This window comes from Paraburkholderia phenoliruptrix, from assembly GCF_902859825.1.
Lineage (GTDB): Bacteria > Pseudomonadota > Gammaproteobacteria > Burkholderiales > Burkholderiaceae > Paraburkholderia > Paraburkholderia phenoliruptrix.
In genome coordinates, this window is record NZ_CADIKB010000003.1 from 306,090 (window position 1) to 325,715 (window position 19,626).

At 64.8% G+C, this 19,626-nt stretch carries 18 protein-coding genes; 7 read left to right on the plus strand and 11 right to left on the minus strand.

What is annotated here, in order from left to right:
- Nucleotides 1–22: 22 nt before the first annotated feature.
- Nucleotides 23–883 (minus strand): NAD(+) synthase, encoded by an 861-nt coding sequence (nadE, locus tag HV711_RS06015; RefSeq protein ID WP_175145021.1) that lies wholly within the window; start codon nt 881–883, stop codon nt 23–25.
- A 250-nt stretch (nt 884–1,133) separates the two neighbouring features.
- Between nadE and HV711_RS06020 the strand changes: the two genes are divergently transcribed.
- Nucleotides 1,134–2,165: a L,D-transpeptidase gene (locus tag HV711_RS06020; protein WP_244142659.1), complete on the plus strand. Its 1,032-nt coding sequence runs from the start codon at nt 1,134–1,136 to the stop codon at nt 2,163–2,165.
- Nucleotides 2,166–2,227: 62 nt separating this feature from the next.
- On the opposite strand, the gene HV711_RS06025 is transcribed toward HV711_RS06020, so the two are convergent.
- The gene (locus HV711_RS06025) at nt 2,228–3,787 is read right to left on the minus strand and encodes an ABC1 kinase family protein (RefSeq protein WP_035477339.1); all 1,560 of its coding nucleotides are present in this window, start codon (nt 3,785–3,787) and stop codon (nt 2,228–2,230) included.
- Between the two features lie 214 nt (nt 3,788–4,001).
- Between HV711_RS06025 and HV711_RS06030 the strand changes: the two genes are divergently transcribed.
- Entirely contained in the window at nt 4,002–4,205 is a 204-nt protein-coding gene (locus HV711_RS06030; RefSeq protein WP_035477337.1) for a hypothetical protein, read from the plus strand.
- An 81-nt stretch (nt 4,206–4,286) separates the two neighbouring features.
- Here HV711_RS06030 and HV711_RS06035 read toward each other — a convergent pair whose 3' ends face one another.
- From HV711_RS06035 to HV711_RS06050, 4 genes are all read right to left on the minus strand, one after another.
- The gene (locus tag HV711_RS06035; RefSeq protein ID WP_035477335.1) at nt 4,287–5,420 is read right to left on the minus strand and encodes an amidohydrolase family protein; all 1,134 of its coding nucleotides are present in this window, start codon (nt 5,418–5,420) and stop codon (nt 4,287–4,289) included.
- Complete coding sequence (locus HV711_RS06040; protein ID WP_035477332.1) at nt 5,417–6,724, minus strand: MFS transporter; 1,308 nt, start codon at nt 6,722–6,724, stop codon at nt 5,417–5,419. Before HV711_RS06040 ends, HV711_RS06035 begins: the two co-directional genes overlap by 4 nt.
- Nucleotides 6,725–6,800: 76 nt before the next feature.
- Nucleotides 6,801–8,075, minus strand: a complete 1,275-nt coding sequence (locus tag HV711_RS06045) for a CaiB/BaiF CoA transferase family protein (RefSeq protein ID WP_035477330.1) — start codon at nt 8,073–8,075, stop codon at nt 6,801–6,803.
- A complete protein-coding gene (locus tag HV711_RS06050) occupies nt 8,072–9,049 on the minus strand; it encodes a hydroxymethylglutaryl-CoA lyase (RefSeq protein WP_028360104.1) in 978 nt (325 codons plus the stop codon). Before HV711_RS06050 ends, HV711_RS06045 begins: the two co-directional genes overlap by 4 nt.
- A gap of 182 nt (nt 9,050–9,231) precedes the next feature.
- Between HV711_RS06050 and HV711_RS06055 the strand changes: the two genes are divergently transcribed.
- From HV711_RS06055 to HV711_RS06070, 4 genes are all read left to right on the plus strand, one after another.
- Nucleotides 9,232–10,029, plus strand: a complete 798-nt coding sequence (locus tag HV711_RS06055) for an IclR family transcriptional regulator (protein WP_013591959.1) — start codon at nt 9,232–9,234, stop codon at nt 10,027–10,029.
- A gap of 279 nt (nt 10,030–10,308) precedes the next feature.
- Nucleotides 10,309–10,791: an SgcJ/EcaC family oxidoreductase gene (locus HV711_RS06060; RefSeq protein WP_028360103.1), complete on the plus strand. Its 483-nt coding sequence runs from the start codon at nt 10,309–10,311 to the stop codon at nt 10,789–10,791.
- A gap of 261 nt (nt 10,792–11,052) precedes the next feature.
- The gene (locus tag HV711_RS33410; protein ID WP_035477327.1) at nt 11,053–11,475 is read left to right on the plus strand and encodes a DUF3460 family protein; all 423 of its coding nucleotides are present in this window, start codon (nt 11,053–11,055) and stop codon (nt 11,473–11,475) included.
- Between the two features lie 194 nt (nt 11,476–11,669).
- A complete protein-coding gene (locus tag HV711_RS06070) occupies nt 11,670–13,199 on the plus strand; it encodes a PAS domain-containing hybrid sensor histidine kinase/response regulator family protein (protein ID WP_035477325.1) in 1,530 nt (509 codons plus the stop codon).
- An 88-nt stretch (nt 13,200–13,287) separates the two neighbouring features.
- On the opposite strand, the gene HV711_RS06075 is transcribed toward HV711_RS06070, so the two are convergent.
- From HV711_RS06075 to HV711_RS06085, 3 genes are read right to left on the minus strand one after another with little or no spacing between them, the layout of a single operon-like run.
- Nucleotides 13,288–13,617 (minus strand): hypothetical protein, encoded by a 330-nt coding sequence (locus HV711_RS06075; RefSeq protein ID WP_013591964.1) that lies wholly within the window; start codon nt 13,615–13,617, stop codon nt 13,288–13,290.
- Nucleotides 13,614–13,982, minus strand: coding sequence for a hypothetical protein (locus HV711_RS06080; protein ID WP_157097429.1), 369 nt, complete (start codon nt 13,980–13,982; stop codon nt 13,614–13,616). Before HV711_RS06080 ends, HV711_RS06075 begins: the two co-directional genes overlap by 4 nt.
- A complete protein-coding gene (locus tag HV711_RS06085) occupies nt 13,979–15,199 on the minus strand; it encodes an NRAMP family divalent metal transporter (protein WP_035477323.1) in 1,221 nt (406 codons plus the stop codon). Before HV711_RS06085 ends, HV711_RS06080 begins: the two co-directional genes overlap by 4 nt.
- Before the next feature lie 376 nt (nt 15,200–15,575).
- On the opposite strand from HV711_RS06085, the gene HV711_RS06090 reads away from it, so the two are divergent.
- A complete protein-coding gene (locus HV711_RS06090) occupies nt 15,576–17,120 on the plus strand; it encodes a trypsin-like peptidase domain-containing protein (protein ID WP_082201370.1) in 1,545 nt (514 codons plus the stop codon).
- A 108-nt stretch (nt 17,121–17,228) separates the two neighbouring features.
- Here HV711_RS06090 and HV711_RS06095 read toward each other — a convergent pair whose 3' ends face one another.
- Together HV711_RS06095 and HV711_RS06100 are read right to left on the minus strand one after the other, a co-directional pair.
- Nucleotides 17,229–17,921 carry a CBS domain-containing protein gene (locus HV711_RS06095; RefSeq protein ID WP_014973203.1) on the minus strand — a complete coding sequence of 231 codons (693 nt, stop codon included), beginning with the start codon at nt 17,919–17,921 and terminating at the stop codon, nt 17,229–17,231.
- Nucleotides 17,922–18,248: 327 nt separating this feature from the next.
- The gene (locus tag HV711_RS06100; RefSeq protein ID WP_035477318.1) at nt 18,249–19,622 is read right to left on the minus strand and encodes a hypothetical protein; all 1,374 of its coding nucleotides are present in this window, start codon (nt 19,620–19,622) and stop codon (nt 18,249–18,251) included.
- Nucleotides 19,623–19,626: the final 4 nt, after the last annotated feature.

Sequence of the window (19,626 nt, forward strand, 5' to 3'; positions counted from 1 at the left end):
CCCAAGCCCCAAGCCCAACGCCTCATTCCCCCGCTGCCGGCTGCGGCCAGTCGAACGGCGTGTACGGCAGCGCCCGTTTATGCCGCGTCGCATGATAGAAACGCAAGATGATAGTGCGCGCCTCGTCGCTGACCGGCTTGCCTTCGAGAAAGTCGTCGATCGTCTCGTACGGAACGCCGTAGGCATCTTCGTCCGGTCGTTGCGGACGCAACGCTTCGAGGTCCGCTGTCGGCACCTTGTAGGCGAGCGCGTCGGACGCGCCTAGCGCCTTCGCGACCGCGCGCACGCGGCGCTTGTTGAGTCCAGCGAGCGGCAGCACGTCGGCGCCGCCGTCGCCGAACTTGGTAAAAAAGCCCATCAGCGATTCGGCGGCGTGGTCCGTGCCGATCACGACGCCCGTGCGCGTGCTGGCCACGGCGTACTGCGCGATCATTCTTTGCCGCGCTTTGATATTGCCGTGCACGAAGTCTTCCTGCGCGTCGTCGGCAAACGGCAGGCCGCTTTGGTGCAGCGACGCGAGCATGGCGTCGGCGGCCGGCTTGATGTCGATGGTCAGCGTCTCGTCCGCGCGAATGAAGGCGAGCGCCTGCTGCGCGTCCGCCTCGTCTTTCTGCGCGCCGTGCGGCAGGCGTATCGCGATGAAGCGGGCATCGTAGCGTTCGCCGCGCAGACGCTCGACGGCCAGTTGGGCGAGCCGCCCGGCCGTCGTCGAATCCACCCCGCCGCTGATGCCGAGCACGTAGCTCGTCAGGCCATTGCCACGCAGGTAGTTCGCGAGAAAAGACACTCGACGCTCGATCTCCGAGTGGGCGTCGAACCCGGCGGTGAGATGCATTTCCGCTGCGATGTCTGCCTGAAGCGCGGTCGGATCGGTCTGCTTCATGGTGCTGTTGCTCCTTGCATCGCGGATGCAGTATCTGACACAGGTCTGCCGCCACGTGAGCACGTAGCGGACCCGCCTGAGCGCAATCGACAGATCGCCATGCGCTGCGTAACATCTCCGGTTCCGAGCGCCGCATCGACCTGCGAGCAGCCCATAATAATCACATCAGTGCGAACCCGCGATGAACGACTTCGAGCGGCCTCGCCCGCCTGTATTGAACTGCCTGGCTTCCACACGAATCGCGCGGCGAATGAGCTTCCTTATGCAATGCGCATTGCGACGGCCGCGCCAGCCTTGCGCAGGCGTGGATGCGTTGCGCCTCCTCGCGCGCGCACCGGCTTCAGCGCTCGCGCGTTTCCTTTGCTTCGCCGCGCTCGTTGTGCCGGCTTGCGCGAGTCTCGCCGTCACTTCCCCCGCGGCGGCGAGCGGGGCGGCTTCTTCCGGCGCTGCTCCGTCCGTCGGCTCGTCCGGCAGGCTCACGGTCGCCGCACCCGACGCGGCCGGCGTCGTGGACCCGCGCCGCGCGCTGGCGCTGCACGATGTGTTCGTGCGGCAGGTCACCCGCCGGCTCAACGTGCCGGCCGGCGAGCAGAGGGCGTACGCCGGCCGTCTCCAGGCGGCGTTGCGCGAGCACGCGCTCGGCCAGCTGTCGGGTGAATACGTCGTGATGGTCGACCGCAACGCCAACGTGCAGGCGCTCCTCATCTACTTTCGCGCGACGCCCGCCGACGCGTGGCGGATGATCGGCGCGTCGCCCGTGTCCACCGGCCGGCCCGGCGAGTTCGATCATTTCGTGACGCCGCTCGGCGTCTTCGAACATACGCCCGCCAACATGGATTTCCGCTCCGAAGGCACGGAGAACGAGAACCACATCCGCGGCTACGGCAAGCGCGACATGCGCATCTTCGATCTCGGCTGGGCGCAGGCCGAGCGCGGCTGGGGCAAGGGCGGCGTGTCGCAGATGCGCTTCCAGATGCACGCCACCGATCCCGAGCGCCTCGAGCCGCTGCTCGGCGTGCGTCATTCGAAAGGCTGCGTACGGATTCCCGCGTCGCTGAACACGTTTCTGGATCACTACGGCATTCTCGACGCGGAATATGCGGCGCTCGTCGATTCAGGCAGATCGCTGTGGGTGTTGAAGAGCGATCGGGAAATCGTGCCGTGGGCAGGCCGCTACATCGTCGTGGTGGATTCTGAGCGCAGCGCTCGTCCCGCGTGGGCACCGGCGCCGGGTGCGAAGGCGCATGCGAAGGTGCCGGCGGGGTCCGACACGGCGGACTGATCGACAGACTGCTTGACAGACTGCTTGGCGGACTGCACACGCCGCCGCATTGCGTCAGCCGTTCAGCGCATCAGCAACACCGTGCCCGCGCCGACCATTCCGCCGCAGAGCACGCATGCCCACAACAGCGCGCGCGTGCGTCGATATTCGCGGCCGAGTTCGGCAAGCAGTTGCGCGTTCTGCCCCGGCGTGCGCGCGCGATCGTGCTCGTGTTGCAAGTAGCGCACCGCCAGTTGCGGCACCCGCGGCAGCATGTGCGCAAGATGCGGCAGCTCGCGCGAAATGCGCTTGAACCAGCCGCGATGATCGATGTCGCGCCGCGCGATATCCCCGAGGACGCGCCGCGCAATATTCCATGTGTCGACACCCGGATGGAGCGCGCGCGCCAGCATCTCCGCCTGCTCGAGGGAGCGCTGCGCGGTGGCAAGGCTGCTCGCCACCGCGCCGTCGAAGGGGTGCACCGCGTACAGCAGATGGTGGAACAGCGAGCCCGCCGAGCGGTCTTGCGGGGCCGCGGCGAAGTGCGCTTCCGCACGCGTGCGCAATTCCGCTTCGAGCAGCTCGGCGCGGGTGTCGTGCGGCACGTGCCCGGCGTCTTTATGCAATTGCGCGAGGCGGCCGTAGTCCTGCTCGAACAGCGCGGTCGCGCCGTGCACGAAGAACTCGCGCTCGCCGGTCGACAGGCTCGACATGATGGAGAACTCGGCCAGCACGAGACGCCCGAGGGAATCCGGATCGATGCTCACGCGTACGCGCCGCGCGTCGAGCGTGGCATGGAAGAAGCCATGCTCGAAGGCCTGTTCGGTCACCACTTCGACAATATGCGCGGCGAGCGGCGCCAGTTTCACGTGATGTGCACGCAGGCCGCTCAGGTCGCTTGCCGGCAAGGTGGTGATGCGCTGCACGGTCAACGCATGGTTCGTGCACAGGTCCCAGATCACGTCCGGCACGACGAGGCGCGAGTCGCCTTCGAAATGGTGGCCGGTCTGGCTCAGGTTGGCCGCTTCGGCGCGCAGATCGAAGCGGCGCAGGAGGTCGTCGGTAAAGGTTTGGGCGAGCGAGCGCAGCCGCAGACGGCGCGCCGTGCCCGACAGCTTTTCGAGCCAGCGCGCGACCCAGCGCAATAGCGCGAGTTCGTCGCCGATCTGCTGCAGCTGGCCGGCGCGCAGCAGCTTGATCGCCACCTCGCGATGACCGTTGATCGGCGCGATGAGCCGCGCGAAATGCGTCTGTTCGGCGAAACCGCTTTGCACCGGGACCGGGTCCACCGCGCTGAACAGCGTGGCGAGCGGGCGGCCGAACGCGCGCGCCAACGCTTCCTCGGACTCGCGCGGCGGCAGCGGCGCTTCGAGGTGATCGATTGCGTCGATGGCGTCGTGCAACGTCGCGTTCGCCAATTCCGGATGCTCGACGAGCGTGGTCGCGAAGCGGCCGGCCAGCGGTCCGAGCGCCGGCAGCAGGCCGTGCACGCTGCGCGCGCTGTCCGCCGACGCATGCACGCGGCCGACCAGTTCGATCATCCAGTGGAGCTTGCACTCGGGCGGCGCGGCGAGCCAGATCAGGCGCGCGCCGTAGCGCAGCGCATGGTAAAGCAGCAGTAAGCGGCGAAACAGGGGCGGCATCGTTTTTCGGTGGACGGCAATGCGGCGCGCGCGAGAGTGTCGCGCCGCGGGCCAGGACGCTCAGATTATCAGGGATACGGGTCGGCCGCGGTGTTGTGGCTCGCGTCTTCATCGCCGTCATCGCGGGTGTGACCCGCTTTTCCGGGCCGGCGGAGATCGGCGAGCCTGCCGTCGGGAACGCGCGTTGCGCGACAACCGGCTTTGGAGAGACCAAATGGAAAACTACGCAGGCAAGTCCCACGACGAGCGCGTCGCCGTGCGTAAGGGCAAGCCCGTCGCCGCGCAGGAGCAACCAGGCGGCGAGATGGCCGTGCCGGGCACCATGCCCGATGAAAGCCATAGCTGCGGCGAATTGTCGGAGGCGGGAAAACGCGCGTGGAGGCAAGGCAACACGATTGGCGGCAAACCGGAAGAGTGAAAGAGGCGGCTGCCGCAAGGGCGCCGGCCGGTGACGAATGCCCCGGTGTCCCTCGCGGCAAGCATGGAAATCTCGCGTGAACTATGCGAGGCGGTAGACTTTTGCAACCGTCCCGCGGAACAGTGCTTCGCGTTCTCCCGGGCTTGCCTGGGCGGTCAGGCGCTTGAATGCATTCCAGCCGTTGCTGAAAGGATAGGAACCCTTATCGACAGGAAAGTTGCTTTCAAACATGCAGCGCTCGGCGCCGAACGTTTCGATGCAAGTGTGCATCCAGGGTTTCCACGCTTGTGCCAACTGCTCCGATGACGGCGGCAAGTCGCCCTTTTCGAAATCGAATCCGTTGATCCGCATGCCGAGGCCGCCGACCTTCACGTAGACATTCGGCAACTGCGCAAGCTCGCGCATGGACTGCGACCAGCTGTCGAACACCTCCTTGCGCCGGTCCTCGTAACTCGCAATCCGCACAATGCCGCCGCAATGATTGATGATGACCGGCGTGTCGGGGTAGGCCTTGGCAAGATCGAACAGTTCGGGGAGCTGAGGAAAAAAGAGCCACGCATCGTAGGAAAGGCCTAGTGGCCCGAGCTGCGCCACGCCTGCGCGGTAGTTGCGATCCAGGAGCAGCCCGCGCGGCGCGGCCGAAAGCGGGTTGACGAGAGTCGGGTCCGCGTCCCACGTGACGAGATGACGGACCCCGCGAAAGCGGCCGTCCGCGGCCTCGAGATGCGCTTCGAGCACCTCGCGCACTGCCGCGCCGCGACGCATGTCCGCGTAGCCGACAATGCCTTGCGCGACACGCGGCTTGCCCGTCTGCGAGGAGGCCGTCGCGCGCGTGACATAGGCAGTCTCACCCACGGGCCGCAACTCGTCCGGCCCCGACTCCCGGTAATGAGTGAGCGCCTGCATGTACACGGACGCCGTAATGTTATGCCCCGATTGTGCATCGGCGAGGTATTCGTCGAGCAAGTAGGTCCAGCCCGGGCGGTCGTAAAAGTGATGATGCGCGTCGATGATCGGCATCTGCGGTTCGAGAGCCGCTTCCGTGCCGGAGGCGAGCCAGTCGGAGCGAATGGGCAGGTAGTTGCTGGTCGGCTTCATGGCGCGCGTCTCTTCCTTTGCGAATGCCTGCGTCGGGGCGAGGGTCGGCATGGCGAGTGTTGCGGCCGCGGCGCGAACGATCCGTCTGCGCATCGGCGAGCGAAGCGGGGTGCTCATCGTTCACCTCGATTGAAAAAATACAGGGAAAGCGTAAGTAACGTGGTGATGCCGAGCACCACGGCAAGACCGAACATGCCCGCGGTGAAGGTGCCGAAGCTGTCCTTCAGGTAGCCGACGAGGTACGGTCCCGCAAATCCGCCCAGCGCGCCGATGGAGTTGATGACCGCGAGCCCGCCGGCGGCCGCCTCGCCGGACAGGAAGCGGGCGGGCAGCGTGTAGAAGATGGTCCGCCCGGCAATGGTGCCGATCAGCGCGAGCGTGATGCCGACCATCGCCGGCAAGAGCTGATGGAAGTAGGTCGACACGGCGAGCGCGAGCGCGCCGATGAAGAGGCCCGCCGCGAGGTTCGCAACGTGGCCGCCGCGGCTGTCCACACGCTTGGCCCACCACAGCAGCGCAATGGTCGCGAAGAAGTAGGGCACGGCGGAAATCCAGCCGGTCTGCGTGACGCTCATGCCGTGCGCCTTGAGCATCTGGGGAAGCCTGATGCCGATGCCGTACGAGCCCATCGTGAAGCCAAACGAAATCATGGCGAGCATGTAGACGCGGGCATCTTTCAGCGCGGCGCGAAAGTCCTTCTTTTTCTGCGCCGACGAGCCTTCCCGGTCGAAGGCCGTTTGTAGTGCGAAGCGTTCGTCGGTGGACAGCCATTGCGCATCGGCGGGTTTATCCGCGAGGAGCTTCAACACCAGATAACCGAGCAGACATGCCGGAAGGCCTTCGACAATGAACATCCACTTCCAGCCGGCGAGCCCGAGTACGCCGTCCATGTGCAGCAGCCATGACGAGAGCGGACCGCCGACGAGCGACGAGAGCGGCGTCGAGACCGTGAACCACGCGAGCACCCGTGTCCGGTAACTGGGCGGAAACCACACCGCGAGAAAGAAGATCACGCCGGGAAAGAAGCCTGCCTCGCCGATCCCGAGCAGTAGCCGGATCGCGTAGAAGCTGGTCGGCCCGACTGCAAGCGCCGTGGCGGCGGCCATCAAACCCCACGTGATCATGATGCGGGCGAGCCAGCGGCGCGCGCCGAAGCGATACAGCGCGAGATTGCTCGGCACTTCGCACAGGCAATACCCGGCGAACATGATGCCGGCGCCCCAGCCGAACTGCGTCGCGCTCAGGCCGAGATCGCGGTTCATGGTGAGCGCCGCAAAGCCGACGCTCGTGCGGTCCAGATAGTTGAAGAAGTACGCGAGGGCGAGAAGCGGAATGAAGCGCCACGCGGCTTTTCTGACTGCCTGCTGTTCGAGCGTGGCAGATATCTCTACGGTCATACCGGAAGAAGAGAGGGAGGTCATTGTCGTCTCCAGACAATTGGCTGGCGAGTCGGCGGCATGGCAGCCGCTCTGCCGCATTTTTTGAAAGCCGTTGCGCTCAGGCGCTGGCAAGCTCGTTGGCCGAGGGGCTCGACGGGTCGCCCACCGGCGGCGCCTGGCAGCGGACGACACCTGCATCGACGAGCTGTTTCGTTTCGTTCTCCGAATAGCCGAGTTGGCGCAGCAGCGAGTCCGTGTCCTGACCGAGTGCCGGCGGCGCGGCGCGCAGCCGCAGGCGCTCGCCGCCGAGCGTGAGCGGGAGCAGCGCCGTTCGTGTCTCCACGGCTTGACCGGCGCCGCTGGCGTCCGGCGGCAACGTGACGTTCGCGAGGCCGCCGGTAGCAAGCAGATGCGGATCGTCGAACAGCTCCTGCGGCTTCGTGATAGGCGCATACGGCAGTCCGATGCGCTCGAATACCGCGCTGATTTCTGCGGCGGTGAATGCTTCCATGTGCCGGCGCAAACTCGGCAGAAGCCATTCCCTTGCCTCGACACGCTGGTTGTTCGTCGCTATGCGCTCGTCGGACTTCAGTTCGGTGAGGCCGAATGCATCGCAGAAGAGCGCCCATTGCGTGTCGGAGACGACAGCCAGAAAAATCTGCTCGCCGTTCTTTACGGAGAACACGTCGTATACCGCCCAGGCGGAGACGCGGCTCGGCATCGGCGCGGCGGCCTGGCCCGTCACCGCGTATTGCATCATGTGCTGGGCCACGAGGAACACATTGTTCTCGAAGAGCGCGCTCTGCACCTCCTGCCCCTTACCCGTGCGCTCGCGTTGCGCGAGCGCGGCCATCGCACCGATTGCGCCGAACATGCCGCCCATGATGTCGTTGACGCTCGTGCCTGCGCGCAGCGGCCGTCCCTCGGGGCCCGTCATGTAGGCGAGACCGCCCATCATCTGCACGACTTCGTCGAGCGCGGTCCGGTGATCGTAAGGACCCGGCAAAAAGCCTTTATGCGAGACGTAGATGAGCCGCGGGTTGAGCGTCGACAGTGCCGCGTAGCCGAGGCCGAGCTTCTCCATCGTGCCGCTCTTGAAGTTCTCGCTGAAGATGTCGGCGTGCGCGACGAGCTTGTGCACGATCTCGAGCCCGCGCGGATCTCTTACGTCGACGGCAATACTTTTCTTGTTGCGGTTGAAGGTGCCGAAAAAGCCCGCGCCCGAACCGCGCAGCGCGCGCGTGCTGTCGCCCGTCATCGGCTCGACCTTGATGACTTCCGCGCCGAGATCCGCGAGCACCATGCCGCAGGTCGGGCCCATCACCATGTGAGTCATCTCGATCACACGCACGCCGCTGTAGGGCAGTGATTGATTGGCGTCGGTCCCGCTCATTGCGCGACTCCCAGCAGGCATCCTTCCGGCTGCGGCGCGCTTGGCGCGCGGCCGTCCGCATAGCGGAATCCCTTGGGCAGTCCTGCGTCCTGCACGTGGCCGTACAGGGCCTCGCCGGGCAGCGCTTCGGCGAGAATGGCTCGCGCGGCGACCAGCGCGTCGATGTCGATGCCGGTGTCGTAGCCCATTGATTCGAGCACAAACGCGAGGTCTTCCGTCACGATGTTGCCGGTTGCGCCCGGTGCATAGGGGCAGCCGCCAAGACCTGCCTGGCTCGCGTCGATTGTCGTGACGCCTGCATCGAGTGCGGCGACGACGTTCGCAAGACCCTGGCCGCGCGTATTGTGAAAGTGCGCGCCGCCTGCCTTGTCGCCGAGTTCGGCTCGCAGTCGCCTGAATAATGTGCGCACCTGAGCGGGATTCGCGTAGCCGCTGGTATCCGACAAGCCCACTTCGTCCACGCCGCATTCGGCCATCGCGGTGCACATGCGCAAGGTCCGGTCGCCGCTGACTGCCCCGGCAATCGTGCAGCCGAATGCAACCGATACGCCGGCCTCGATTTGCACGTGCGGAAAGCGCGCGTTGCGTAGCGCGACAATCTCGCGCACTTCGTCGATCATCTGCTCCGTTGTCTTGCGGATGTTGGCCATGGAGTGCTCGTTCGTCACCGAGACCGGCAGGGTCACCTTGTGCACGCCCGATTCGAATGCGCTTTGCGATCCGCGCAGATTCGGCGCCAGCACCGCCACGTGCAGACCGGGAATGGCCAGTGCATGCGCGACGACTTCGCGAATGTCGGCCATTTGCGGCAGCAATCGGGCGGGCACGAAGGAGCCGACCTCGATTTCCCTCAGGCCGGCGGCCGCGAGCGCGGAAATCCAGCGAAGTTTGGCGTCTGTCGGCATGACGGTTTTGATGCTCTGCAGGCCGTCGCGCGGACCGACTTCGCTGACGAGAATCTGGGGTGCTGACATGAGTGGCGGCTCCAATGTATGTTCTGTGTGAAAGAACATCGTTCTGTTAAACAGAACTATAGGACCGGCTGTGCCATCAGAAAACCGGGGTAAACCCGTTTTGGTCGATGATTGTGTGGAACTTGCGTTCTGCACAGTAGAACGATAGAGTGTCTGCTCTCAGGCGACGGACAGGTAGCAGCGTGGCTCACGACATAGAAACATCGACGGGTACGGACCCGTCAACAGCGGACGAAGGCTCGAGCGGCGTGGCAGTGCTGGATCGCGCCTTCGCGATCCTCAATGCATTCGGACCCGGGGATAACCGGCTCTCGCTCGCAGAGCTTTCGCGCCGCACGAACTTGTACAAGAGCACGCTGTTGCGGCTTCTCGGCGCGCTGGAGCACGGCGGATTCATTCGCCGGCTGGACGACGGGCAATACGCCATCGGCCCGCAGCCGCTGCGCCTTGCGGCGCTTTATCAGCGCTCGTTCGAGGTCGGGCCCGTGATCGAGCCGATTCTTCAGCGGCTGAGCCGCGAGCTCGGCGAGACGGCGTCGCTTTATGTGAGGCAGGGCGATCAGCGGCTCGTGCTGTTTCGGGTGGAACCGGCGCGGGCCGTGCGTGTGTCCATTCGCATCGGCGAGGAGTTTCCAATCAACAAGGGCGCGTCGGGCAAAGTGCTGCTCGCGTTCAGCGATGTCGACGACCCGCGCGGCCACACTATCCGCGAGCGGCTGTGGGCGGTGTCGCACGGCGAGCGCGATCCCGAGACGGCGTCTGTCTCCGTGCCTGTTTTCGGCGCGACGGGGCAGCTGATCGGCGCGCTCGCCTTGTCCGGACCGAAAGCGCGCTTCGACATGGCGTCGGCCTTTACCGCGGCGCTGACGGCGCTGCTCGACGCCGCGAAACAGGCGACCGTTGCGCTCGGCGGCGAAGGAGCGCGCTTCGACGCGAGTATTGCGGTGATGAAGCGGGAGGGGTTTACGGATGCCCAGTAGCGGGGCGTAGCGCAAGGCAATCAGAAAGACGCTGACTACTTCTGCCTTCGCGTGCGAACGCGCGAATTTCCGGCCCGGCGCAAGCCGGGCTTTTTCGTGTAACGGCGCGGCGCGTGGCAGCCGCGAGAGCCCTGCGCAATGTGCGCCAGCGCACAGACGACGGTATCCCTGCTTGTTGAAGTGGGATCGTTTCATTGCCCTCGCGCCGTCGCGCTTCTGGACTCGCAGGCAAGATCGGACGCGAACGCATTTCTCCACCCACGATCGGGGAGGTGCCGCTTGAAGTCATTGACCGTTGCCGCTCTCGCGCTGGCGTTCGCCGGATGCGCTGCCGAGCAGGGCGTATCGAACAGCGCGTCGTTGCCCGCCGGTTCCAGTTGCAAAGCGACCACGAACGAAGAGATCGCCGCACTGTTCGATAGATGGAATCAGTCCCTGCAAACCGGCGATCCTCACAAGGTCGTCGCCAATTATGCCGAGCGGTCCATTCTTCTTGCTACCGTCTCCAACCAGCCTCGCCTGACGGTGGCCGAGAAAGAGGACTACTTCCATCATTTCCTGCAAGATCGCCCGTCGGGAAAGATCGATTTCCGCTTTATCGAACTCGGATGCAACTCGGCCGTGGACGCCGGACTTTACACCTTCACGTTCGCGAGAAGCGGGGCCGTGGTCAAGGCCCGCTATACGTACACTTATCGCTGGGATGGGAGACAGTGGCTGATTACGAGCCATCACTCATCGGCCATGCCGGAAAAAGAGTGACGCAGGCACGCGCGCTCGCTCCATGACGTGTTCCCTTAGGGAGGTGCAAATGGCGGCTTTGGCCAGATAGCCGGATACCGCCTCCGGGAACGGGGCTTGCGCGATGATGGTCTGCGCGTCGCGGCGGCGCAGCGCAACGGGCCGCGCTAGCGCCCGTCGCAGTGCGCTGCATCGACCAGCGCGCGAGCCGGCTTCCCGCAGCGGGTGGCATGCCGTTAGCGGCGCATGAGGCCGGTGCATGACGAGTCAGGAGCACGTCGCATGAAATTTTTCAACCGTTCGCCCAACGCGCATTCCGTCACTAACGCAGGGTTCTATCTGTCGCCCTTCGAGCAGTTCCTCAATCAATACAAGGCAACGCATCCAGACGTCGACAGGGAACAGATGGCGGGCAGGGCACTGCTGTGGGACAAGATTCCCATGACGACCCAGACGACCGACGAGCCGTACGGAAAGAACCGCCTCGCTCAGCCGGGTTACGTTTACTACATACAGCGACGTCGACTAGCCGCTGTTGCCATTTTTGCGCGTAGGAGTCGCCATTTCGGAGTGGAGAGTCGGGACGGTGGCTCCTTCCCGGGTCACCCTTGCCACGCGCGAGCGCCCCGTGAAGCCGTGCGCGCCGCATGTCATGCGACGCGCACGAGCCCGCGGTGCGGCTTCCGAAAGTGCGATGTCCAGTAGCGACGAGACAGCCCAACTGGACGCATGACGGCGCGCCGGAGAGCCGGCCGCAGCGCATGCCTCGGGGAGGCCGGACGGTCTTTCGTGCGCCCGCCAACTGACGCGCACGGGTGCCGCCGGCCTGACCGCGGAATGTGAGGCCTAAAATAGGCCCTCGAAGTGCATTTTTTCACCTCACACCGGAACAGCCTGATATGAGTCAGATGGACAACAGACAGGACGCGACGCGCGAAACCGAGGAGCAGTTCCGGATCCTCGTTCAGGGCGTGACTGACTACGCAATTTTCATGCTGTCGCCGGCAGGTGTCGTGACGAGCTGGAACGTCGGCGCGGAGCGGATCAAAGGGTATCGGCAGTCGGAGATCGTCGGCGAACATTTCTCGCGTTTTTATACCGATGAAGACAAGGCGGCCGGCGCACCGGCTTTGATACTTGCCACGGCGGCCAGAGAGGGCCGCGCCGAACGCGAAGGATGGCGAGTTCGCAAGGACGGTAGCCGCTTCTGGGCGCACGTCGTGGTGGATGCGATTCGCGACGAAGCCGGTACCCTCGTCGGATTCGCAAAGGTGACGCGCGACATCACCGAGCGCAAGGAAGCGGCGGCCGCGCTCGAAAAGGCCAACGCCGCGCTGTTCCAGGCGCAGAAAATGGAGGCGATCGGGCGCCTCACGGGCGGTGTCGCGCACGACTTCAACAACCTGCTGGCGGTGATCTCCAACGGTCTCGAGGTGCTTGCGATCCACTCGCGCACGGCGATCGACAAGAAGATGATCGAGGGCATGCGGCGGGCTATCGACCGCGGCGCGTCGCTCACCCAGCAACTGCTTTCGTTCGCGCGCCAGCAGCCCTTGCAGGCGCAGGTGTACGAGCTCAATGCACTGATACGCGAATTTGCGCCGATGCTCTCGCGTGCAGGTAACCGCAGCACGCACGTGGAGTTGGCCCTGCAGCCCGGCGAGGCCTTCGCTCTCGTCGACGCGGCGCGTTTCGAGGCCGCGCTGCTCAATCTCGTTGTCAACGCAGTCGACGCCATGCCGACTGGCGGCGTTGTCACGATCGCCACCGAGACGGTCCAATCGGATCTGGACATGGCCCCGGCGCTGCCGGTGGGGCCCTACGTGCGCATCTCGGTGTCGGATACCGGTTCGGGCATGTCCAGCGAGGTGCTGGCGCAGGCGTTCGAGCCGTTTTTCACCACCAAGCAGCCGGGCAAGGGCACCGGGCTCGGGCTGAGCCAGGTGTATGGCTTCATCACCCAGTCGGGCGGCGACGTGCACCTCTCCAGCCAGCCTGGCAAGGGCACAAAGGTCGATCTGTACCTGCCGCTTGCGCAACCCGCGGCTGCGGTCAGTGTGCCCCTTGTTGCAAGGCATGAGACGGTGCTGCTTGTCGATGACGAACCGGACGTGCTCGGTGTCGCGTCGGAACTGCTGATGAGCATCGGCTACGAGGTGGTGCCCGCGAGCAGTGCGTCGGAGGCGGCCGAGATTCTCAAGGAGCGCACCGACATCGGCGTCGTCTTTACCGACATCACAATGGCGCACGGCATCAGCGGGCTCGAACTGGCGCGCCTCATTCGCTCGCAGTATCCGGCAATCAGGGTCGTGCTGACGTCGGGCTATTCGGCGGCTCCGTTGCGCGACGAAAAAAGCGGCCTTGGCGATCTGATCTTCGTGCAGAAGCCCTATCGCCTCGCCGACCTCGCGAAGGCGCTGCGCGCCTGAGCCGCGGCCATGCACGCCGGCTGGCTGTCGGCGTGCATGGCCTCTTCACACAGCGCCGATCCTGAACGGAAGTTCCAGCCTCCCCGCGCTATTTTTCACCGGCTTGTGCGTGTGCTTTCTGGAGGCTGGCTTCGTCGCAAGTCAGCCGCGGGTGTCGAGCGTCCGATAGGTCCATCTGATCCCATGCAAGGCGATGGCGCCGTGGGTCGCGCCTGTGCTGGAGCATTTCGCGCAGCCGCCGCGGCAGCAGCCCCACCGCAAGACGTTCCAGCAACGCGTCCGGCCCGATATGGAATTCGCTGATAATCCATGACTCGCCGTCGCGCACGGCATGGATCGCCTCGATGTGCCCGAGTCGCTTGCCGTCGCGAGACCGCACCTCGCGGCCGAGCAGCAGTTCGATGTTCAGTTGCGTCATCGCTGCGAACCCGGAATGCGCGCGACAATGTGCTCTCGCAGCCAGGCCTGGCGCTTGCCGAGCGGCGTGTCGGCCACATCGGCGTCCACGCCGATGTCGATTTCAATGCGGGACACGCGCTTCCACGGAATGCGGCACGGCTCGACGTACTGTGCGCCGCCGGCCCAGGTGGCGAGACGAGCCATCCAGGTCGCGAAGCGCCCGGCAATACGCCGCGCAAGCGTGAGCGGGCCTGTCTCCAGCGCGATCACTTCCGGCGGCCGGCCCGGGCGCAGTTCGACGACGATGCCATCCACCCGGCCCATCTTCGTTCCATGCCGATCCACCAGTTGTTTGTCGAGCACGTCTCGCACGAGATCCATCATGTGCCTCCGGCTATCTGCAGCGGCAACGACACGATAGCCAGCACGAAACTCAGTGCGACGATCGCGGTGACCACCACATTGGAAAATGCGCCGTTGCCGTGACGTCCCATATAGCTCTCGTCGTTCATCAGCACGAGAAACGGAACCACGGTGAGCGGCAGGCTGATCGCACTGAGCGCCATCGAAAATACTGTCAGTTTCAGCGGATCGACGCCCGCCGCAATCGGAACCGCACTGATTGCAAGCGCGCATGTGTAGACGAGGCTGAAGCCGGGGTCTTCGCGCGGCTTGCGATTTTTGCCCCAGTTCCAGCCGAATCCCTGTGCAATGAAATACGCCTGTTCGAGAGCAATCTCCAGCGTCGCGCCGAAACAGGCGAAAGCGAGCGAGGCGACGAACAATACGAAACCCCAGAAGCCGAAGACCGCGACGAGCGTGAGCGGCAACTGCCGGTAGTCGTCCACCCGCGTGATGCCGTGGGCCGGAAAAACGGCGGCAGCGGCAATCAGGACGGCCAGCGAAATTCCGCCGCCGAATGCCATGCCCAAGCCGGCAATGGCGCGGTTTGCGCCGAGGTAGCCACGGTCCCAGTGATCCTCCACAGCGCCCGACGAATAGAACAGGTACAGCGAAGGCGTGATCGATGCGCCGAGGATGCTGACCACGGTGAACCAGTAGTTCGCCGGGTCGTGGTGCGGCATGCTGGGCACGAGGCCGCGAGCCACCTGCTGCCAGTCCGGCTTGAGTACGATCGCTGCGGCGACAAAGCTCAACGTGACGAGGCCGAGAAGCGACGCACCTTTTTCGATGACGCCGAATGTACTGCGCCACAGCACGAACCACGCAAGCAACGCGACGGGGAACGCCCACCATGCGTGTTTCAGGCCAGTCGCCATTTCGAGCGCGACACTCACACCGCCAATCTCTGCGGACAGGACCAGCGCGTTGACGACGACCACCGCGATGAGCGGCAAGAGGAAGAACTTCACGCCGAAGCGGTCGCGAATGCCGTCGGCGATCGTATGCCCGCTCACCGCGGCGAAGCGGCCTGCCATTTCAGTGAGAAAGACAAGGCACAGCGTGCCGACGAGAATCGGCCAGCCCAGCTGGAAGCGGAATGCGGCTCCGCCTTGCACGGCTGTCGAGAGCGACCCCATCTCCAGAAAGCCGCCGACGCCCGTCACGACGCCAAGGCAGATTTCGAGCAGTTTTTTCATTACCCGGCTCGGCAGGAATTCACTCGTGCGAAGCATTCGTTGTTCCCGGACGCGGACGCCGCCGCTATTACGCAGTTTGCGTAATCTGCCGGCAAGCCATGACTGTGCAGGCTTTCACACGCGACGACGCGTTTTTGATGCACGCCAGGATTTGTACTCGCTGCAATTCGCGCGAGGCTTCCCTATAAATAGAACAACGACGAACTTCATGAAGTCGACCGCATGGCGATGCGCGGGCGCCTTGAGACGCTCGGCGCGACCACGTGCGCGAAAAAACTTTTCACAGTGCAAGGCATAAGGGAGGTGCGCTGTGTCCAAGCTCATTCAATCGACCCGCTCGAGGCGGTGTCGCGTCTGCTTTTATCTCGCGCTGGCCATGGCAGGTCTGGCGGGTTCTTCTTTTGCCTACGCGGCTGCGATCGCCGCTGCGCAGACAGCCGGTGCCGCGGCTGCGCCAGCCTCTGCGGTGCCGTCGGCGTCCGTCGTCGCACCGGTGAAAGCAAAGCGCGCTGCGGCGGCAAGCATGGCCGCGCCGCTCGACTTTCCGCAGATCGTCGAGCGCTATGGGCCGGCCGTCGTAAATATTCGTGCGACTGTGCCGGTGGACGCATCCGTGAACGCAGCGCCCGCGTCGGCTGTTGCCTCGGACGCGATCGGCGGCGACGATCCGATCGCGGCGTTCTTCAAGGAGGCCGTGCCGCAATCGCAAGATAGAGAGGGCACGGGGTTGCGCGCGATGTCCGGCGTCGGATCAGGCTTTATCGTCAGCCCGAACGGTCTTATCGTGACCACCGCGCATGTCGTCGGTCAGTCGGACGATGTGACCGTGCGGCTCACCGATCGGCGCGAGTTCAAGGCAAAAATACTCGCCGTCGATGCGCAAAGCGACATTGCGCTGCTGCAGATCGACGCGACGAAACTGCCCACCGTCAAGCTCGGCGACTCCACGCGCGTGCGCGTCGGCGAACAGGTGCTGACCATCGGCTCACCGGACAGCTACCAGAACACGGTCACCGCGGGCCTGGTCAGCGCGACATCGCGAACCCTTGCTGATGGCAGCACGTTTCCGTTCTTCCAGACGGACGTGTCGCTGAACCCGGACAATTCCGGCGGCCCCGTGTTCAACCGCGCAGGCGAGGTGGTCGGCATCGACGTGCAGGTGTATGTCGACAGTGATCGCCTGCAGAGCCTGACGTTCGCCATCCCGATCAATTTGGCGGATAAGCTGCGTTCGCAGTTGCAGAGCGGGCCGGACCAGCAGGCTCAGCAACAGAACGCGCAAGACGTCGCGCACAGCAATCTGGGCATCCGGGTGCAGGACGTCGATGCGAATCTGGCCGGCGCCTTCGGTTTGCCGCGCGTGGCCGGCGCGCTCGTCACCTCGGTGGATCCGGGCAGTCCCGCCGCGACGAGCAATCTGAAAACGGGTGACGTGATCGTCCAGTTCGCGGATAAACCGGTCGACCACGCGGCTGATCTGAGCGCGGCGGACGCGGCGTCGCAGAGCCGAAAGAGCGTGCCGCTCAAGCTGATTCGCGATCGCAAGCCGATGACGGTGATGGTGGCTGCCGGGCCGGATACGCAGCTGGTGAACGCAGGTACGGGCGGGGTTGCCGGCTCCCGCTCCGACGCCGGCTCGCGCCAGCGCCACGCGCTCGATCGTCTCGGTCTCGCCATGCATCCTTTGACGGATGAAGAGCGGCGCAGCATGGACCTGCCTCAAGGTCTGATGGTCGACGACGCGTCCGGCACAGCGGCCGCTGCCGGTATCAAGCCCGGCGACGTCGTGCTGTCGTTAAACGGCACGCTCGTCGCGTCGCAGGACGAACTCGCGTCGCTTGCGGCAAACGCGGGCAAGAAGGCGGCGTTGCTGGTGCAGCGCAGTCACGCACGAAGCTTCGTGACGGTCGATCTGAGGTGAGCCGGCGGCCGGCGCGGTTGCTACGCCGCAGCCGCCGGTCCGCCTGCTAGAGAGCGATGCGACAGGTAGCTGCATCGCGCTGCCTGGCGCAGCAGTACGCGACACGGTCTACATCGTCGGAATGACGCTCGGCAGCTCCAGGTGACTTTCCACGCGCTTGACGCCCGGCACGCTCTCCGCGGCGATACGGATCGCGCGCTGCTCTTCCTCTGACTCGATCACGCCCCACAGATGCGCCACGCCGTCCTTGACGAGCACGCTGTGCTTCGTCAATCCCCAGCGTTGCCCATGCATTTCGAGGACGATTGCGTCGCGCAAGCTCGCGTCGTCGTGCGAAGCGGTATCCGCCATAGGCGGCACGCTGGCAAGCGCACGGATCAGGTTGGAGCGGCTCACGATTCCGACGAGCTTGCCGTCTTTCAGCACCGGCACGCGCTTGAGATGGCGGCGCTCCATGAGGTCCGCGACCTGGTCGAGCGGCATGTCGTCTGCAATCGTGATGACCTGAGTGCACATGACGTCGCCCACGTTATGCCCGTGCTCTTTCACATATCGTGCGGCCTGCTCGCGTGGCGACGAAAGCAGGAATTCGAGCCACCATCGGCGCTTGCCGTGGCGAGTGCCGTTTTCGACACGATGCAGGAGATCGCCCTGGCTCACGATGCCGACTACCTTACCGTTGGCGTCGAGGACGGGCATGCCGCTGATATGGTTGTCCACGAATAGCCGTGCCGCGTCATAAATGGTCATGTCCGGTGTGGCGGTGACGACGGCCGTCGTCATGATGTCGAGTGCACGCATGGTCGGTCCTCCAGCAGATCCGCGACGGGTCCTCATCTGTTGCACCTGTCGCACCATTTCCGGCACACGCACCGGCATTCAGGCGCTGGTGCTGAGGCGCATTGAGCTTCATGTGGCCGATACCGCGGCTCGCATCTACCCATTTCACGCGATGCACGCGAAGCGGTATGTGTGTGGTCAACGCAAACAGTTCGCCAGTGATCTGGAATGCTAAGAATTGCACGGGGTTCGCCATGCAACTCGAACACCGAACTGCCGCTATCGGTTACGGATACTATGTGCTGCCTGTGATGTAAGCAAATGCAACTCTGTTGGCAGCGCACGCGCCTAACAGTGACCTGTCGTCGTCGTGACCGCCGACAGCAGATCGTCGGCATGCACCATTAGCTCGCGAACCCGGCACAGCGTCGGATACTGCTTCAGCAGAGCCCGCCATTTGGGCGATTCCAGCAGTTGCTGCCAGACCGGCTCGAGGTCGCTGGAATCGGCGTGGTGCTCGGCGGCTAGCGCGTTGGCGAACACGAGACTGGCCTCTGCCGACAACAGTTGCATGCGGCCAGCGGCACTGAGCAGACGCGGCGTCGCTTCTGCAGGCGCGGCGCAGCAATAGAGGACGGTTCCCGCAAGACGCGCTTCGTCGGTTCGCAGGGCGCGCAGCGAAGCGCCGTGCAAACTCACCGTGCCTTGCTGCGTGCGAAACGGATAGGCGGTGTTTGCGTCGGCGTGAGCGAGCAGTTCGAGGCCGCGCAAAAGACGCGGAAAGTCAGTTGAGGCCGCGTCCACGGAGGCTTTTGCCTCTACCAGCAGGCAGACGTCCCACGCGTTTTCTTTGGCCGTGTTGGCACGCCTGAGCAGCACCGCGTCCCACTCGGTTTTGGCGCGCTCGTGACTCGCAGGCAGCGCGGCGGGAACACGCATCGAGTTGACGACACGATACGATGCAAGCGCGCCCTCGGCTTCATTCAGTCGCTGCGCGAGTCGCTCGAGCGCCTCTGCGGCTAACGCTTCGACTTCGGCGCCGCGCTGTTTCGATGCAACGCCGTGAGCGAGCGCCGAGGCGCTTTGGGGACGAGGACCATGCCGGTCCCACAGCGACTGATATTCGCGCACGCGCGCATCGGACGCGAGGGTCACGAGACGCAGCAAACGCGCCAGCTCCGCACTGTCGAGTAATTGCCTCACGGTGTGATCGAAGGAAAGCGGGCTCGTGGATTGCGCCACGGAAAGACGCTGCAGCACGGCATAAAAGTCGGGCCACGCTTCTGAGGCCGCGCTCGCATGCAGTAGGGCCAACGCCTCACGTTGCGGCCCCGGTGGCATGCGTTGCTGTTTCGCCGGATGAGCGACGGCATTCACGGCGGCATGAATCGCCCGGCGGTCCCGCTCGGCATGCGCGGACAGCGACGCATACTCGCGCACCTCGGCCGCGCGATGGCGATACGCCATGGCCTGGAACACAGGGTCGCCTGATTCTTTGCGCATCGCTTCGCGGATCAGCTGCGCGAGCGCTGCAACGAACATTCCCTTTAGCGTTGGCTCGGGTGCTTCGCCGCGAGCCAACGCTTCGCGGGCCCGCTCGATGACGACCGCGAGCACTGTCGACGGACTGGCCCCGGGCGCCGGCGGAAATGCGCCGGCATCGGCTGGCAGGCGATAGCGCCGGGCGGCGCGCTTCAGCGTTTCATCGAGCGGGCCGAGCACGCGT

What these genes read in the sequence shown, in the direction of transcription:
- nadE (WP_175145021.1), bottom strand. Translation starts at nt 883, where the DNA reads ATGAAGCAGACCGATCCGACCGCGCTTCAGGCAGACATCGCAGCGGAA.
- HV711_RS06020 (WP_244142659.1), top strand. Translation starts at nt 1,134, where the DNA reads ATGAGCTTCCTTATGCAATGCGCATTGCGACGGCCGCGCCAGCCTTGC.
- HV711_RS06025 (WP_035477339.1), bottom strand. Translation starts at nt 3,787, where the DNA reads ATGCCGCCCCTGTTTCGCCGCTTACTGCTGCTTTACCATGCGCTGCGC.
- HV711_RS06030 (WP_035477337.1), top strand. Translation starts at nt 4,002, where the DNA reads ATGGAAAACTACGCAGGCAAGTCCCACGACGAGCGCGTCGCCGTGCGT.
- HV711_RS06035 (WP_035477335.1), bottom strand. Translation starts at nt 5,420, where the DNA reads ATGAGCACCCCGCTTCGCTCGCCGATGCGCAGACGGATCGTTCGCGCC.
- HV711_RS06040 (WP_035477332.1), bottom strand. Translation starts at nt 6,724, where the DNA reads ATGACCTCCCTCTCTTCTTCCGGTATGACCGTAGAGATATCTGCCACG.
- HV711_RS06045 (WP_035477330.1), bottom strand. Translation starts at nt 8,075, where the DNA reads ATGAGCGGGACCGACGCCAATCAATCACTGCCCTACAGCGGCGTGCGT.
- HV711_RS06050 (WP_028360104.1), bottom strand. Translation starts at nt 9,049, where the DNA reads ATGTCAGCACCCCAGATTCTCGTCAGCGAAGTCGGTCCGCGCGACGGC.
- HV711_RS33410 (WP_035477327.1), top strand. Translation starts at nt 11,053, where the DNA reads ATGAAATTTTTCAACCGTTCGCCCAACGCGCATTCCGTCACTAACGCA.
- HV711_RS06070 (WP_035477325.1), top strand. Translation starts at nt 11,670, where the DNA reads ATGAGTCAGATGGACAACAGACAGGACGCGACGCGCGAAACCGAGGAG.
- HV711_RS06075 (WP_013591964.1), bottom strand. Translation starts at nt 13,617, where the DNA reads ATGACGCAACTGAACATCGAACTGCTGCTCGGCCGCGAGGTGCGGTCT.
- HV711_RS06080 (WP_157097429.1), bottom strand. Translation starts at nt 13,982, where the DNA reads ATGATGGATCTCGTGCGAGACGTGCTCGACAAACAACTGGTGGATCGG.
- HV711_RS06085 (WP_035477323.1), bottom strand. Translation starts at nt 15,199, where the DNA reads ATGAAAAAACTGCTCGAAATCTGCCTTGGCGTCGTGACGGGCGTCGGC.
- HV711_RS06090 (WP_082201370.1), top strand. Translation starts at nt 15,576, where the DNA reads ATGGCAGGTCTGGCGGGTTCTTCTTTTGCCTACGCGGCTGCGATCGCC.
- HV711_RS06095 (WP_014973203.1), bottom strand. Translation starts at nt 17,921, where the DNA reads ATGCGTGCACTCGACATCATGACGACGGCCGTCGTCACCGCCACACCG.